This window comes from Cellulosimicrobium sp. NPDC030954 (genome assembly GCF_055571305.1).
This window is the reverse complement of record NZ_JBVIFN010000002.1, coordinates 485,197-499,078: the sequence shown is the minus strand read 5'-3', so window position 1 is coordinate 499,078 and position 13,882 is coordinate 485,197. Positions and strand designations below refer to the sequence as shown.

Below are 13,882 nucleotides of genomic sequence, written 5' to 3'. Positions count from 1 at the left end.
CCGCCGAGGTGCCCGCCCCGGGCGCCGACGAGACCGACACCGCGAGGAGCCCCCGCGTGACCCCCGACCCCACGAGCGGCCCCGTCCGGCTCCTCGTCATGGACGTGGACTCGACGCTCATCGAGCAGGAGGTCATCGAGCTCCTCGCCGACCACGCGGGCACGCGCGCCGAGGTCACCGAGGTGACCGAGCGCGCGATGCGCGGCGAGATCGACTTCGGGGCGTCGCTGCGCGAGCGCGTCGCGACCCTCGCCGGGGTGCCCGTCGAGGCGTTCGCCGACGTCCGCGCCCGCGCGACGTTCACGCCGGGCGTGCGGGAGCTCGTCGCGGAGGCCCACCGCCGCGGCTGGGAGGTGGGGCTCGTGTCGGGCGGCTTCGAGGAGATCGTGGCCGACCTCGCCGCCGAGCTGGGGATCACGCGCTTCCGCGCGAACCGGCTCGAGGTCTCCGGCGGCCGGCTCACCGGCCGCACGACCGGCCCGGTGATCGACCGCGCCGCGAAGGAGGTCGCGCTGCGCGAGTTCGCGGCAGAGCTCGGCCTGCCGATGACCGCGACGATCGCCGTGGGCGACGGCGCGAACGACCTCGACATGATCGGCGCCGCCGGCATCGGCGTCGCGTTCGCCGCGAAGCCGGTCGTGCGGGCCCAGGCCCCCTACGGCGTCGACGGCCCCCGCATCGACGCCGTCCTCGACGTCGTCGACCAGGTGGACGCCGCGCGCTGAGCCGCGTCCCGCACGTGGAAGAGCCCTGGTCCGGACGGACCAGGGCTCTCTCGCCTCACGAGCCGGACGCGGCCGTCAGGACGGGCGGCCCACGTAGGTGAGCAGGGCCCCGCGGGGCACCCAGGCGTCCCAGGCCGTCGCCGACTCCAGCACGGAGTACGTCGCGGTCGGCACACCGACGCGCACCTGGGCGAGCGCGCCGCCGTCGGACGCGGGGTCGGCCAGGTGCGACGCCGTCGCCGCCATCGTGGGCTCGTGCCCGACGACGAGCAGCGTGCGCACGCGCGAGTCCGTCGTCCGGACGAGGTCCAGCACGTCAGTCACGTCCGCCGCGTAGAGGTCGTCGCTCACCAGGACCTCCGGGTCCACGTCGCCCAGGTGGGCGGCGAGCAGATCCCAGGTCTGGCGCGTGCGCAGCGCCGACGAGCACAGGACGCGCTCGGGGACGAGCCCCGTCTCGCGCAGTGCGCCGCCGACGCGGACCGCCTGCCGCCGCCCGTTGAGGGCGAGAGGACGCAGCACGTCGTCGACGCTCCCGCCGCCGGGCTCCGCCTTGGCGTGGCGCAGGAGGACGAGGCGGCGCACGCCGCCGTCGATGGTCTCCGCGCCCATGCTCTCCTCCTGAGTCACTGCCCCATGGCGTGCACGCCGCCGTCGACGTGCACGATCTCACCGGTCGTCGCCGGGAACCAGTCGGACAGGAGCGCGACGACCGCGCGCGCGGCGGGCTCCGCCGTCGTCTGGTCCCAGCCGAGGGGGGCGCGCTTGGGCCAGCCGTCCTCCATCTGCTCGAACCCGGGGATCGACTTGGCGGCCGTCGTGCGGATCGGGCCCGCGGAGACGAGGTTGGCGCGGATGCCGTCGGGGCCGAGGTCGCGCGCGAGGTAGCGGTTCGCGGACTCGAGGCCCGCCTTCGCGACGCCCATCCAGTCGTAGACCGGCCAGGCGAACTGCGCGTCGAACGTGAGGCCGACCACGGCACCACCGTCCGTCATGAGCGGCTTCGCGGCGACCGCGAGGGACTTGTACGAGAACGTGGAGACCTGGAGCGCGGTGGCCACGTCCTCCCACGTCGCGGAGAGGAAGTTGCCGCCCATGACGCTCTGCGGGGCGAAGCCGATGGAGTGCACGACGCCGTCGAGCCGATCCGTGTGCTCGCGCACCGCGTCGGCGAGGCCGGCGAGGTCGTCGTCGTCCGTCACGTCGAGCTGCACGACGGGCGCCTCGACGGGCAGGCGCTTGGCGAAGGCCTGCGTGAGCTTCATCTGGCGGCCGAACGAGGAGAGCACGACCTCGGCCCCCTCCTCCTGCGCGAGGCGCGCCGCGTGGAATGCGATCGAGGAGTCGGTGAGCACTCCGGTGATGAGGAGCTTCTTGCCGTCGAGCAGACCCATCGGTTTCCTTCCGTCGTGCACCCGCCGTGCGGGCGCGCTGAGGCTGAGCGTACTGAAAGAGAGGGGGTGCGGGCGCGCGGGTGACCCGTGGGCGTGACCGTCACCATGAGGAGCCCACGTGCGGGCCCGGTCGCGGGTCCGCTCAGTGACCCATGCCGAGGCCGCCGTCGACGGGGATGACCGCCCCGGAGACGTACGCGGCGTCGTCGGACGCGAGGAACTGCACGACCCCGGCGACCTCGTCGGCCTGGGCGAAGCGCCCGGCGGGGATCGCGGCCTTGTAGGCGGCCTGGCGCTCCTCGGGCAGCTCGGCCGTCATCGCGGTGTCGATGAAGCCGGGCGCCACGACGTTCGCCGTGATGTTGCGCGACCCGAGCTCGCGCGTGATGGAGCGCGCCATGCCGACGAGCGCGGCCTTGGACGACGCGTAGTTGACCTGACCGGCGCCGCCGTAGAGGCCGATCACGGACGACACGAGCACGATGCGACCACGGCGCAGGCGGATCATGCCCTTGCTCACGCGCCGCACGCAGCGGAACGTGCCGGTGAGGTTGACGTCGATCACGGACTCGAAGTCCTCGTCGGTCATGCGCAGCAGGAGCTGGTCGTGCGTGACGCCCGCGTTCGCGACGAGCACCTCGACCGGCCCGAGCTCCTTCTCGATCTCGGTGAACGCGGCGTCGACGGCCGCGGTGTCGGTGATGTCCGCCACGGCGCCGAACACGCCCTCGGGCAGGTCGCCACCGCGGTAGACGGTCGCGACCCGGTCGCCGTTCGCCACGAACCGCTCGGCGATCGCGCGGCCGATCCCCCGGTTCGCGCCGGTGACGACGACGGTGCGCGGGGCGGGTGCGGTGGCTTCGGACACGGTGCGGCTCCTCGGGACGGTCGGGTGGGTCGGCGGCCGGGGACGGGTCCCGCACGGCCGGTGCCGGGTGGGCCTGGCGCGGGCTCGTGACAGGCCCGCGCGAGCACGCCGCACCGACCGTACCGTGCGCCGACGCCGTCGTGCGCGGTGCGCCACGGTCACAGCGCTCCCCCACACTTTGTGGGGTCCCGACAAACGTAGACTGGAGGGGTGAGCACACGACGCACGGCCCGGAGGTCGGCCGAGGCGGTCCCGAGCATCACGTCAGCCCCGGAGCCGCTGGCCGCCGACCAGTCGCGCCGCGAGCGCAAGTACCTCATCCAGATGGGCATCCGCATCGCGTGCTTCGTGGCCGCGATCCTCGTCGCGCCAAGCTGGCTGACCTGGGTGTTCGCCGCCGCGGCGATCGTCCTGCCGTACAGCGCGGTGCTCATCGCCAACGCCGGGCGCGACCAGGCCCACTACGACACCTCGCCGATGGAGCACCGCGCGCTGCCCGCGGCCGGGGTGCCGGGATCCCACGGGATCGCCGGCGCAGGACCGCGCGACGACGAGCAGGACCACGAGGAGGACGACCGGTGACCGATGTGCTGGGCCTCGCCGACCCCGTCGGCGAGGAGGACCTGGTGTGCAGCGCCAAGGGCTGCCGTGAGGCGGCCGTGTGGGGGCTGCTGTGGAACAATCCCAAGATCCACACGCCCGAGCGGCGCAAGGTCTGGCTCGCGTGCGACGCGCACCGCGAGCACCTGGAGACGTTCCTCGGTGCCCGCTCGTTCTGGCGCTCGACCGTGCCGGTCGACGAGCTCGAGCGCCGGGCGGCCCCGTGACGCAGGCCACGCCCCCGGGGAGACCGGGGGGCCTGGTGGGAGGCGACCCCGGCGGCCCGACGCCGGAGCGCGCCACCGCGGAGGCCCACCAGCCGCGCACGCCGCGCCAGTGGGTGACCCTCGCGGTCGGGGTCGTCGTCCTCGTCGCGCTGTGCCTCGTGGCGGGGCGCTGGCAGTGGAACCGGTACGTCTCGCGCGAGGCGGAGATCGACCGCATCGAGACGAACTACACGTCCGAGCCCGTCCCGGTCGACGACGTCCTGGACGGTCCGGGCGCCACGCTCGACGAGGCCGACCTCTGGCGCCCCGTGACGCTCGTCGGCCGCTACGAGACCGACGCGACCGTCCTCCTGCGCAACCGCCCCGTCGGCGGCAGCCCCGGGTTCCACGTGCTCGTCCCGTTCGTGACGGACCCCACGCCGTCCGCGCCCGACGGGCTCGTCGTGGTCGTCGACCGGGGGTTCGTGCCGCTCGGCAGCGACGCCGTCACGCCGGGTGACGTCCCCGTGCCCCCGGAGGGCGAGGTCGAGGCGACCGTCACGCTGCGGGGCGACGAGCCGCCGTCGGGCCGGGACGCTCCCGACGGGCAGGTCCAGGCGATCGCGACCGACCAGGTGCTCGCCGCCGGGCCCGACGGCACCGCGTGGGCCGAGGGCCGGACCGTCGGCGCGTACGGCCAGCTCCGCACCGAGGTGCCGCCCGCGGCCGAGGCGCTGGAGGCGCTGCCCAAGCCCGACACCGACCCGGGGTCGCACCTGTCGTACGCGTTCCAGTGGGGCGTGTTCGCGATCGGCGCGGTCGCCGGGTTCTGGCTCCTGGTCCGCCGCGACCGCCGCGACGCGCGCGGCGAGGAGACGACGCTCACGGCAGGCGACCTGCTCGCCGCCCAGGACCCCGCCGGCACCCGCGCACGTCGCGAGCCGCGCAGCCGCCGGCCAAGCGCCGAGGACGAGGAGGACGCCCTCGTCGACGCCCAGCTCGGCGCGGGCCGCGAGACCGCGCAGGACCGGCCCGCTCAGGCCAGCGAGACGAGCTCCGCGTAGTCGTCGCTCCACAGGTCCTCGTCGCCGTCCGGCAGCAGCAGGACGCGCTCGGGCTCGAGCGCCTCGACCGCGCCGTCGTCGTGCGTGACCATGACGACCGCGCCCTCGTACGTCTTGAGCGCCCCGAGGATCTCGGCGCGCGAAGCCGGGTCGAGGTTGTTCGTCGGCTCGTCGAGGAGCAGCACGTTCGCCGCCGAGACGACGAGCGTCGCGAGCGCGAGGCGCGTCTTCTCCCCGCCGGACAGCACGTTCGTCGGCTTGTCCGCGTCGTCGCCGGAGAACAGGAACGACCCGAGCACGGAGCGCACCTGCGTGTCGGTGAGGTCGGGCGCGGCGTGGCGCAAGTTCTCGACGACGGTCGCGTCCATGTCGAGCGTGTCGTGCTCCTGGGCGTAGTAGCCGATCTTCAGACCGTGCCCAGGGTGGACCTCGCCCGTGTCCGGCTTCTCGACGCCGCCGAGGATCCGCAGGAGCGTCGTCTTGCCGGCGCCGTTGAGGCCGAGCACGACGACGCGGCTGCCGCGGTCGATCGCGAGGTCGACGCCCGCGAACACCTCCTGCGACCCGTACGCCTTGGACAGCCCGCTCGCGGTGAGCGGCGTGCGTCCGCACGGGGCCGGCTTGGGGAACCGCAGCTTGGCGACCTTGTCGGTCTGACGCTCGCCCTCGATGCCCGCGAGCATCTTCTCGGCGCGGCGCATCATCTGCTGCGCGGCCACAGCCTTGGTGGCCTTGGCGCGCATCTTCTCGCCCTGGGCGAGCAGCGCGCCCGCCTTCTTCTCGGCGTTCTGCCGCTCGCGACGGCGGCGGCGCTCGTCGGACTCGCGCTGCGCCAGGTACGCGTCCCACCCGAGGTTGTACTGGTCGAGCTCCCCGCGGTTCGCGTCGAGGTGGAAGACCTTGTTCACGGTGGCGCGCAGCAGCTCGACGTCGTGGGAGATCACGACGAACCCGCCGCCGTACGACTTGAGGTAGTCGCGCAGCCAGATGATCGAGTCCGCGTCGAGGTGGTTGGTCGGCTCGTCGAGGAGCAGCGTCTCGACCCCGGAGAACAGGATGCGCGCGAGCTCGATGCGGCGGCGCTGACCGCCGGACAGCGTGCTCAGCGGCTGCCCGAGCACCCGGTCGTCGAGGCCGAGGTTGCTCGTGATGCGGTGCGCCTCGCTCTCGGCCGCGTAGCCGCCCGCGGCGAGGAAGCGCGCCTCGAGCTTCGGGTAGCGCTCCATCGCGGCCTCGTGCGTCTCGACATCGGCGCTCGCCATCGCGCCCTCGGTCTCGCGCATCTGGCGCACGATCTTGTCGAGGTTGCGGGCCGAGAGCACGCGGTCCATCGCGATGACGTCGAGGTCTCCCGTGCGCGGGTCCTGCGGCAGATAGCCGATGTCGTTGCCGCGCGTGATCTTCCCGGCCGTCGGCTGGGTCTCCCCCGCGAGCGTCTTGGTCAGGGTCGTCTTGCCGGCGCCGTTGCGCCCGACGAGTCCGATCCGGTCGCCCGAGGCGATCTGAAAGTTCGCCTCGTGCAGCAGGACGCGGGCGCCGACGCGCAGCTCGACGCCGTGAGCGGTGATCACGGGAGGGTCCTCTCGGGTGGTGCGGGTGCCCGACGACGGCCCTCTCCCGGCCGGTCGGCCGGCGGCTCGTCGTGGGGCCGGGGCGCGTGCGCCCCGGCGTCCGGGCCTCGTCGATTCTACGGGGGCCCGGCGTCGCGTCCCACCCCATTCCGCCAGGGGCCCGTGCGAGAGCGGTGCTCGGCACCGGGATCGTGCTCGCGCGCCGGCCGGGCACCCGCACCAGGACGCCTGGCGCACGGCCCGGCGGTAGCGTTGACCTGTGACTTTCCAGGAGGGTGGCTCGTTCGAGGGCGGACGGGTCCGCAAGGGCGGCGGTCGGCGCGGCACGATGATCGCGGGCGGCGGGATCGGGGCCGTGCTCGTCGCGCTGCTCATCGCGTTCGTCGGCAACCAGACCGGTGTCGACCTCAGCGCGCTCACGGGCGGCGACGGGTCCGACTCGGGCGCGTACGGCGAGGGCCAGCAGGAGTACATCGACGCGTGCACGGCCGAGGAGGCGAACACGACGCGCGAGTGCCGCCTCAACGGCACCGTGCAGTCGCTCGACGCGTACTGGACCGACGCGCTCCCCGAGCAGGCGGGCGTCACGTACGACCTGCCCGAGGTCGTGAGCTTCACCGGGCAGGTCTCGACCGGCTGCGGCGCGGCGACGAGCGCCGTCGGGCCGTTCTACTGCCCGCCCGACCAGACCGTCTACATCGACCTCGGCTTCTACGACGACCTCACGAGCCGGTTCGGCGCCAACGACGGCGGCCTCGCGGAGATGTACGTCGTCGCGCACGAGTTCGGCCACCACATCGAGCAGCTCGTCGGCGCGATGGACGCGGCGAACCGGCAGGGCACCGGCCCCGAGTCCGACTCCGTGCGCATCGAGCTCATGGCCGACTGCCTCGCCGGCATGTGGGCCGGCCACGCCGCCAGCACCCCCGACCCGGACACCGACGTCATGTTCCTCGCCCCCATCACCGAGCAGGAGCTGAACGACGCCCTGTCGGCTGCGTCCGCCGTCGGCGACGACCGCATCCAGGAGGCCGCGACCGGCCAGGTGAATCCCGAGGGCTGGACCCACGGGTCGAGCGAGCAGCGCCAGCGCTGGTTCACCATCGGCTACAACGGCGGCACGCTCCAGGACTGCAACGCGCTGTCCGCGTCGACCCTCTGACCTCGGTCAGGATCCGTCGACCAGCGTCCCCAGCCGTGCGAGGCAGTCGCGCCAGCCCTCGGCGTAGGGGTCCCGGTTCTCCTCTGCCGTCTCGTGGACGACGCGCACGAGCGTCCTCGTGCCCGACGGCTCGAACGTCACGGTGACGGGGTCGGGACCGCCGTCGTCGGCGCCGTGGTCGAGCCACGTCCAGGTGAGCACGAGGCGGTCCGGGCGGTCGGCCGCGACGACGTCACCGCGAGCGCCGAACCCGCCGGTCGCCGTCTCGAAGCGGTAGCTGCCGCCGGGGCGGGGGTCGAGGTCGTAGACCGTGTCCGGGAACATGGGCCACCACCAGGTCGCGAGCCGGTCGGGCCGCGTCCAGGCCTCCCACGCCCCGTCCGGGCCGAGCGGCACGAGCGTCTCCACGGCCACCTCGGGCATCGTCGCCACCTCCTCCGGCGTCGCACGCCGGTCCCGGAGCCCGGCCGGGGCTCGCTAGAGCTCGATCGAGTACATGCGCGAGCCTGTCACCTTCTCGTAGCCCAGGCTCGCGTAGAGGCCGTGCGCGCCGGACGGGTTCTCGGTGTCGACGTCGAGCGCGGCGTACTGCATGCCGTCCGCGGCGAAGGCGCGCATCCCGGCCGCGAGCGCCGCGACGGCGACGCGACGCCCCCGGTACGCGCTGCGCACGCCGAGGATCTCGGTGTAGCCGAACGTGTAGCCGCGCACGGGGAAGTCCTCGTCGTAGCGGCCGGCCATCTCGTAGCCGACGACGAGCGGCTCGCCGGCGCGCAGGGCCGCGGCGGTCTCGGCGTCCGTCGTCGGGTCGGCGAGGAGCGCGTCGACGTCGGGCGCATCGTCGACCACGAGGAAGGACCACTGGGGCGCGAACTCGCTGCGCCCGTGCGTCCACGCCTCGGCGGTGCGGGGCTCGCTCCCCCAGTGGTCGCGGAACGCGTCGTTGTGCGCGAGCCTGGTCGCCTCGTCGAGCTCGTCCGACCACGGCACGAGGCGCAGCGACCCGTCGAGCGGCACGTCGGGGAGGGGCGCGGACAGGTCGCGGCGCAGGTCGGAGTAGAAGCGGCGGGTCTCGAGCCCGAAGCGCGCGTAGAGCCGCGCCTTCGCCGGCGGGTCGGTGTCCTCGCCGTAGGTGAGCAGGCGCCCGGGCAGCTCCTTGCCGCTCGCTGCGAGCAGCTGGCGCCCGCGCGCGATCTCCCACGCGAACAGCTCGCGCCCGACCCCGCGCCCGCGATGGGTGGGATGGACGCCGCCCCAGAGGAACGCGCGCACGGTGTTCGCGTCCCCCGGGTTGGTGTCGACCAGCGCGTACGCGCGCAGCGTGCCGTCGGCGTCGACCCCGACGAGCGAGTCGGTCGCGAGGTCGCGCCACGGCGCGGTGAACAGCTCCTCGACCTCGCCGATCGTCTCGCGGTACGGCTCCTGGTCCGCCGCGGCGATGCCGTTGCGCAGGACGAGCAGCGCGGGCGCGTCGGCCGGCACGGCATGCCGCCAGGTCAGGTCGCCCGCCGTGACGGCCGGGAGGGTCGACGGCGCGGCGGCGCGCTCCGCGATCGGAGCGAGCGTCGCGGGGGCCGGGTTCTCGACCTGGTCGGTCGCGGGAGAGGACATGCCGACCACGGTAGGTGCGTCCGCGCCGTCGGGCACGCGCTTTTCGTGTTCCCCGTCACCCGGTCACCCGGTGAGGGATGCACCGCCGCGCGAAGGACGCACGTCGAGGTGCGACTCTCGATCGGGAGTGCATCCCTCGCCGAGCACGGCGGTCCGCTGAGACGGCTCCCCACGACCGGGCGGGCGCGATCTACGCTGCGTAGCATGCCGATCGTCGTACCCCAGGACCTCGCCGACGCCCGTTCCCGGGCCCTTGCCGACGCGCTGCGCACGCGCGTCGTCGTCGCCGACGGCGCGATGGGAACGATGATCCAGGAGCAGGACCCGACGCTCGAGGACTACCAAGGGCTCGAGGGCTGCAACGAGATCCTCAACGTCTCGCGGCCCGACATCATCGCCGCGGTGCACGACGCCTACCTCGAGGTCGGCGTCGACGCGATCGAGACGAACACGTTCGGCGCCAACTGGTCGAACCTGTCGGACTACGACATCGACGACCGGATCCGCGAGCTCGCCGCGGCCGGGGCGAGGATCGCGCGCGAACGGGCCGACGCGTTCGCGACCGACGAGCAGCCGCGCTGGGTGCTGGGCTCGATGGGGCCGGGGACCAAGCTGCCGAGCCTCGGGCACACGACGTACGCGCACCTGCGCGACACGTTCGCCGAGCAGGCCGCGGGGCTGCTGGAGGGCGGGGTCGACGCGATCCTGGTCGAGACGAGCCAGGACCTGCTCCAGGCGAAGGCCGCCGTGACGGGCTCCCGGAACGCGATGCGCGACGTCGGGCGCGAGGTCCCCGTCATCGTCCAGGTCACGGTCGAGACCACGGGCACGATGCTCATGGGCTCGGAGATCGGGGCCGCGCTCACGACGCTCCAGGCGCTCGACGTCGACGCGATCGGGCTCAACTGCGCGACCGGCCCGGCGGAGATGAGCGAGCACCTGCGCCACCTGTCGCGGCACGCCGAGATCCCCGTGACGTGCATGCCGAACGCCGGGCTGCCCGTGCTGGGCCCGAACGGCGCGACGTACCCGCTCACGCCCGACGAGCTCGCAGCCGCGCACACGCAGTTCGTCACCGAGTTCGGCCTGGGGCTCGTCGGAGGCTGCTGCGGCACCACGCCCGAGCACCTGCGCCGCGTCGTCGAGGCGGTGCGTGCGCGGCCCGTCGTCGAGCGGCACCCGGAGCGGGAGAACGGCGTCGCGAGCCTGTACTCGCACACGGACCTGCACCAGGACGCGTCGTTCCTCGCGATCGGCGAGCGGACGAACGCCAACGGGTCGAAGGCGTTCCGCGAGGCGATGCTCGCGGAGAACTGGGACGAGTGCGTCGAGATCGCGCGGGCGCAGACGCGCGACGGCGCGCACCTGCTCGACGTGTGCATCGACTACGTGGGCCGCGACGGCGTCGCGGACGTGAAGCAGGTCGTCTCGCGCCTCGCGAGCGCGTCGACGCTCCCGCTCGTCATCGACTCGACCGAGCCCGAGGTGATCGCGGCGGGGCTCGAGCTCGTCGGCGGGCGCGCCGTCGTGAACTCGGTGAACTTCGAGGACGGCGACGGCCCGACGTCGCGGTTCGCGCGGATCATGCCGCACGTCGTCGAGCACGGCGCGGCCGTCGTCGCGCTGACGATCGACGAGGAGGGCCAGGCGCGCACCGCGTCGGGAAAGGTGGAGATCGCGACCCGGCTCGTCGAGACGCTCACGCGCGACTGGGGCATGCGCGTGGACGACATCATCGTCGACGCCCTGACGTTCCCCATCGCCACGGGCCAGGAGGAGACGCGCCGCGACGCGATCGAGACGATCGAGGCGATCCGCGAGATCACGCGCCGCTACCCCGGCATCCACACGACGCTCGGGGTGTCGAACGTGTCGTTCGGGCTCAACCCCGCGGCGCGCACCGTGCTCAACTCCGTGTTCCTCCACGAGGCCGTCGAGGCCGGCCTGGACTCCGCGATCGTGCACGCCGCGAAGATCCTCCCCCTCGCGCAGATCCCCGCCGAGCAGCGCGAGGCCGCGCTCGACCTCGTGTGGGACCGGCGGCGGTACGACGACGAGGGGAACCTCGTGCACGACCCGCTCGCTCGGCTCCTGGAGCTGTTCGAGGGCGTGGACTCGGCGGCGCTCAAGGACCAGCGCGCCGCGGAGCTCGCCGCGCTGCCGGTCGGCGAGCGGCTCGAGCGCCGGATCGTCGACGGCGCACGGAAGGGCCTCGAGGAGGACCTCGACACCGCGATGGCGTCCGGGCTCAAGGCCCTCGACATCGTCAACGACCACCTGCTCGAGGGCATGAAGGTCGTGGGCGACCTCTTCGGGCGCGGCGAGATGCAGCTCCCGTTCGTGCTCCAGTCCGCCGAGGTCATGAAGACGGCCGTCGCCTACCTCGAGCCGCACATGGAGAAGATCGAGGGCTCGACCGGGTCCAAGGGCACGATCGTCCTCGCGACCGTGCGCGGCGACGTGCACGACATCGGCAAGAACCTCGTCGACATCATCCTCACGAACAACGGCTACACCGTCGTCAACATCGGCATCAAGCAGCCGATCTCGGCCATGATCGAGGCCGCGGAGCAGCACGACGCCGACGTGATCGGCATGTCCGGCCTCCTCGTGAAGTCGACGGTCGTCATGAAGGAGAACCTCGAGGAGCTCGCGTCGCGCGGGCTCGCCGGGCGCTGGCCCGTGCTCCTCGGCGGCGCCGCGCTCACGCGCACCTACGTCGAGGACGACCTCGCGGGCCAGTTCCCCGGCGTCGTCCGGTACGCGCGCGACGCGTTCGAGGGCCTGCGCCTCATGGAGCCGCTCGTCCGCGTGGCGCGCGGCGAGTCGCCCGACGCCGTCGGGCTGCCCGCGCTCAAGACGCGCCGCCACGCCGTGGTCACCGTGACCGAGACGCCCGTCGAGGACCTGCCCGCGCGGTCCGACGTCGCGGCCGACAACCCGGTGCCCGCTCCCCCGTTCTGGGGCACGCGCCTCGTCAAGGGCGTGCAGCTCGCCGAGTACGCGGCGTTCCTCGACGAGCGCGCGACGTTCATGGGCCAGTGGGGCCTGAAGCCGGGGCGCGGCGACGAGGGCGCGTCGTACGAGGAGCTCGTCGAGACCGAGGGCCGCCCCCGGCTCAAGTCCTGGTACGAGCGCATCCGCACCGACGGCGTCGTGAACCCGTCGGTCGTGTACGGGTACTTCCCGGTCTGGTCGGAGGGCGACGACGTCGTCGTCGCGCACCACGGCGCCGGGCTCGCAGGGATCGGTGCGCCCGACGGCGGGTCGGGCGGCGAGCCGGGGACCGAGCGGCTGCGCTTCACGTTCCCGCGCCAGCGCCGCGACCGGCACCTGTGCCTCGCCGACTTCGTCAAGCCGCGGTCGTGGGTCGAGGAGACCGGCCGGTACGACGTGCTGCCCGTCCAGCTCGTCACGATGGGTGCGACCGTCGAGCCCTACACCGCGAAGCTCTTCGCCGCGAACCAGTACCGCGAGTACATGGAGCTCCACGGCCTGTCCGTGCAGCTGACCGAGGCCCTGGCGGAGATGTGGCACACCCGCGTCCGCGACGAGCTCGGGTTCGCCGACGAGGACCCCACCGAGGTCGAGGGCATGTTCAAGCTCGAGTACCGCGGCGCCCGCTTCTCCCTCGGCTACCCCGCCTGCCCGGACATGGAGGACCGCACCAAGGTCGTCGAGCTCCTGCGCCCCGAGCGCGTGGGGGTCGAGCTCTCGGCGGAGCTCCAGCTCCACCCGGAGCAGTCGACCGACGCGTTCGTGTTCCACCACCCCGAGGCGAAGTACTTCAGCGTCTGACAGCCTCAGGGTTCTGGAGCTCACGGGCAGGAGGTCAGGCCCACCTCCAGGTACTCACGACCTGCTCGATGAGTTCGTCGCCGTTGTCGTAGGGGGTGCGATCCCGATCACGAAGAACTGGACCGCGTCGTCGCCCGGCGTGAACGGCTCTGGTGCGAACGCGGTGATGAAGGCCTTCGTCCGCGTCTCCGCGAAGGTGCCTTCGACCCGCGTGATGTTCGCCGGGACACCGCCGAGGGTGGTCGGTTCGTGCAGACTGAGGATCGTGCCGTTCTCCGCGAAGTACGAGTCCGCGAGGGCGTCGACGGCGCGGTCGAGGTCGGTCCCGACTCCCCACGCGTCGGACGTCGAGACGCGCACTGGTTCGACCTTCACCCGACCGTAGACCGCTCCGACTCCCGTCGGCACCACTGCGCCATCGGTGACCTCTCCCCAGAGCTCGAGTGCGCCCAGGCACAGGTTCTCGTCGTCGGACGAGATGTTGTTCACGAACGTCCGCGGGCCCTCGTAGGACCAGCACGGCGTCGCGATCGGCTGGCCCGAGACGATCGAGAAGTCCTGGTCCGTAGGAAGTGCGGAGGTCGTCGGCGCACCCTCGCTCTGTGCCGGCACCGCATCACCCGAGTCGTCGTGGGTCGCGATGTCGTGGGGGAAGGCGCAGCCGCTCAGCGCAAGGAGCAGGCCGACGAGGGCGAGGCCCGCGATCCCGTGGCCGACGGATGTCGTCCGGCCGGGCGCAGCCGGCTCGCCGGAACGGTGCCGCGCGACATCGGTCGTGGTCGTGTGCTCGTGCAGGGTGTGCAAGTTGATCCTCCAGGCCGTGTGTGCTCCTGGCTCGAACGCTAGACGGCACGGCGGCGTGAGCACGGGTTGTCCACAGGTT

Annotated in this window: 13 protein-coding genes; 6 read left to right on the top strand and 7 right to left on the bottom strand. The window is 73.1% G+C overall.

Annotated elements, in window-relative coordinates; genetic code table 11:
- Positions 1 to 56 precede the first annotated feature (56 nt).
- Positions 57 to 725: a phosphoserine phosphatase SerB gene (gene serB, locus ACZ402_RS07260; RefSeq protein WP_375824957.1), complete on the top strand. Its 669-nt coding sequence runs from the start codon at positions 57 to 59 to the stop codon at positions 723 to 725.
- Between the two features lie 75 nt (positions 726 to 800).
- Here serB and ACZ402_RS07255 read toward each other — a convergent pair whose 3' ends face one another.
- From ACZ402_RS07255 to fabG, 3 genes are all read right to left on the bottom strand, one after another.
- Positions 801 to 1,337 carry a SixA phosphatase family protein gene (locus tag ACZ402_RS07255; RefSeq protein WP_375824882.1) on the bottom strand — a complete coding sequence of 179 codons (537 nt, stop codon included), beginning with the start codon at positions 1,335 to 1,337 and terminating at the stop codon, positions 801 to 803.
- Positions 1,338 to 1,351: 14 nt separating this feature from the next.
- Positions 1,352 to 2,119 (bottom strand): enoyl-ACP reductase FabI, encoded by a 768-nt coding sequence (gene fabI / locus ACZ402_RS07250; RefSeq protein ID WP_375824881.1) that lies wholly within the window; start codon positions 2,117 to 2,119, stop codon positions 1,352 to 1,354.
- Between the two features lie 142 nt (positions 2,120 to 2,261).
- Positions 2,262 to 2,987: a 3-oxoacyl-ACP reductase FabG gene (gene fabG, locus ACZ402_RS07245; protein WP_047233142.1), complete on the bottom strand. Its 726-nt coding sequence runs from the start codon at positions 2,985 to 2,987 to the stop codon at positions 2,262 to 2,264.
- A 210-nt stretch (positions 2,988 to 3,197) separates the two neighbouring features.
- On the opposite strand from fabG, the gene ACZ402_RS07240 reads away from it, so the two are divergent.
- The 3 genes from ACZ402_RS07240 to ACZ402_RS07230 are packed head-to-tail and all read left to right on the top strand — an operon-like array spanning position 3,198 to position 4,857.
- Positions 3,198 to 3,569: a DUF3099 domain-containing protein gene (locus ACZ402_RS07240; RefSeq protein WP_375824880.1), complete on the top strand. Its 372-nt coding sequence runs from the start codon at positions 3,198 to 3,200 to the stop codon at positions 3,567 to 3,569.
- Positions 3,566 to 3,814: a hypothetical protein gene (locus ACZ402_RS07235; protein WP_237842974.1), complete on the top strand. Its 249-nt coding sequence runs from the start codon at positions 3,566 to 3,568 to the stop codon at positions 3,812 to 3,814. Before ACZ402_RS07240 ends, ACZ402_RS07235 begins: the two co-directional genes overlap by 4 nt.
- A gap of 35 nt (positions 3,815 to 3,849) precedes the next feature.
- A complete protein-coding gene (locus ACZ402_RS07230) occupies positions 3,850 to 4,857 on the top strand; it encodes an SURF1 family cytochrome oxidase biogenesis protein (RefSeq protein ID WP_375824879.1) in 1,008 nt (335 codons plus the stop codon).
- On the opposite strand, the gene ACZ402_RS07225 is transcribed toward ACZ402_RS07230, so the two are convergent.
- Entirely contained in the window at positions 4,830 to 6,428 is a 1,599-nt protein-coding gene (locus tag ACZ402_RS07225; protein ID WP_375824878.1) for an ABC-F family ATP-binding cassette domain-containing protein, read from the bottom strand. The two genes, ACZ402_RS07230 and ACZ402_RS07225, sit on opposite strands and share 28 nt — an antisense overlap.
- Before the next feature lie 259 nt (positions 6,429 to 6,687).
- On the opposite strand from ACZ402_RS07225, the gene ypfJ reads away from it, so the two are divergent.
- A complete protein-coding gene (gene ypfJ / locus ACZ402_RS07220) occupies positions 6,688 to 7,590 on the top strand; it encodes a KPN_02809 family neutral zinc metallopeptidase (protein ID WP_375824877.1) in 903 nt (300 codons plus the stop codon).
- 6 nt (positions 7,591 to 7,596) lie between these two features.
- Here the strand turns inward: ypfJ and ACZ402_RS07215 are convergent, their stop codons facing one another.
- Both ACZ402_RS07215 and ACZ402_RS07210 read right to left on the bottom strand, forming a co-directional pair.
- Positions 7,597 to 8,013, bottom strand: coding sequence for an SRPBCC family protein (locus ACZ402_RS07215; protein ID WP_375824876.1), 417 nt, complete (start codon positions 8,011 to 8,013; stop codon positions 7,597 to 7,599).
- A 54-nt stretch (positions 8,014 to 8,067) separates the two neighbouring features.
- The gene (locus ACZ402_RS07210) at positions 8,068 to 9,201 is read right to left on the bottom strand and encodes a GNAT family N-acetyltransferase (protein WP_375824875.1); all 1,134 of its coding nucleotides are present in this window, start codon (positions 9,199 to 9,201) and stop codon (positions 8,068 to 8,070) included.
- A gap of 204 nt (positions 9,202 to 9,405) precedes the next feature.
- Here ACZ402_RS07210 and metH point away from each other — a divergent pair, with 204 nt between their 5' ends.
- Positions 9,406 to 12,999, top strand: a complete 3,594-nt coding sequence (gene metH, locus ACZ402_RS07205) for a methionine synthase (protein ID WP_375824874.1) — start codon at positions 9,406 to 9,408, stop codon at positions 12,997 to 12,999.
- Between the two features lie 54 nt (positions 13,000 to 13,053).
- On the opposite strand, the gene ACZ402_RS07200 is transcribed toward metH, so the two are convergent.
- Positions 13,054 to 13,803 carry a hypothetical protein gene (locus ACZ402_RS07200; protein WP_375824873.1) on the bottom strand — a complete coding sequence of 250 codons (750 nt, stop codon included), beginning with the start codon at positions 13,801 to 13,803 and terminating at the stop codon, positions 13,054 to 13,056.
- Positions 13,804 to 13,882: the final 79 nt, after the last annotated feature.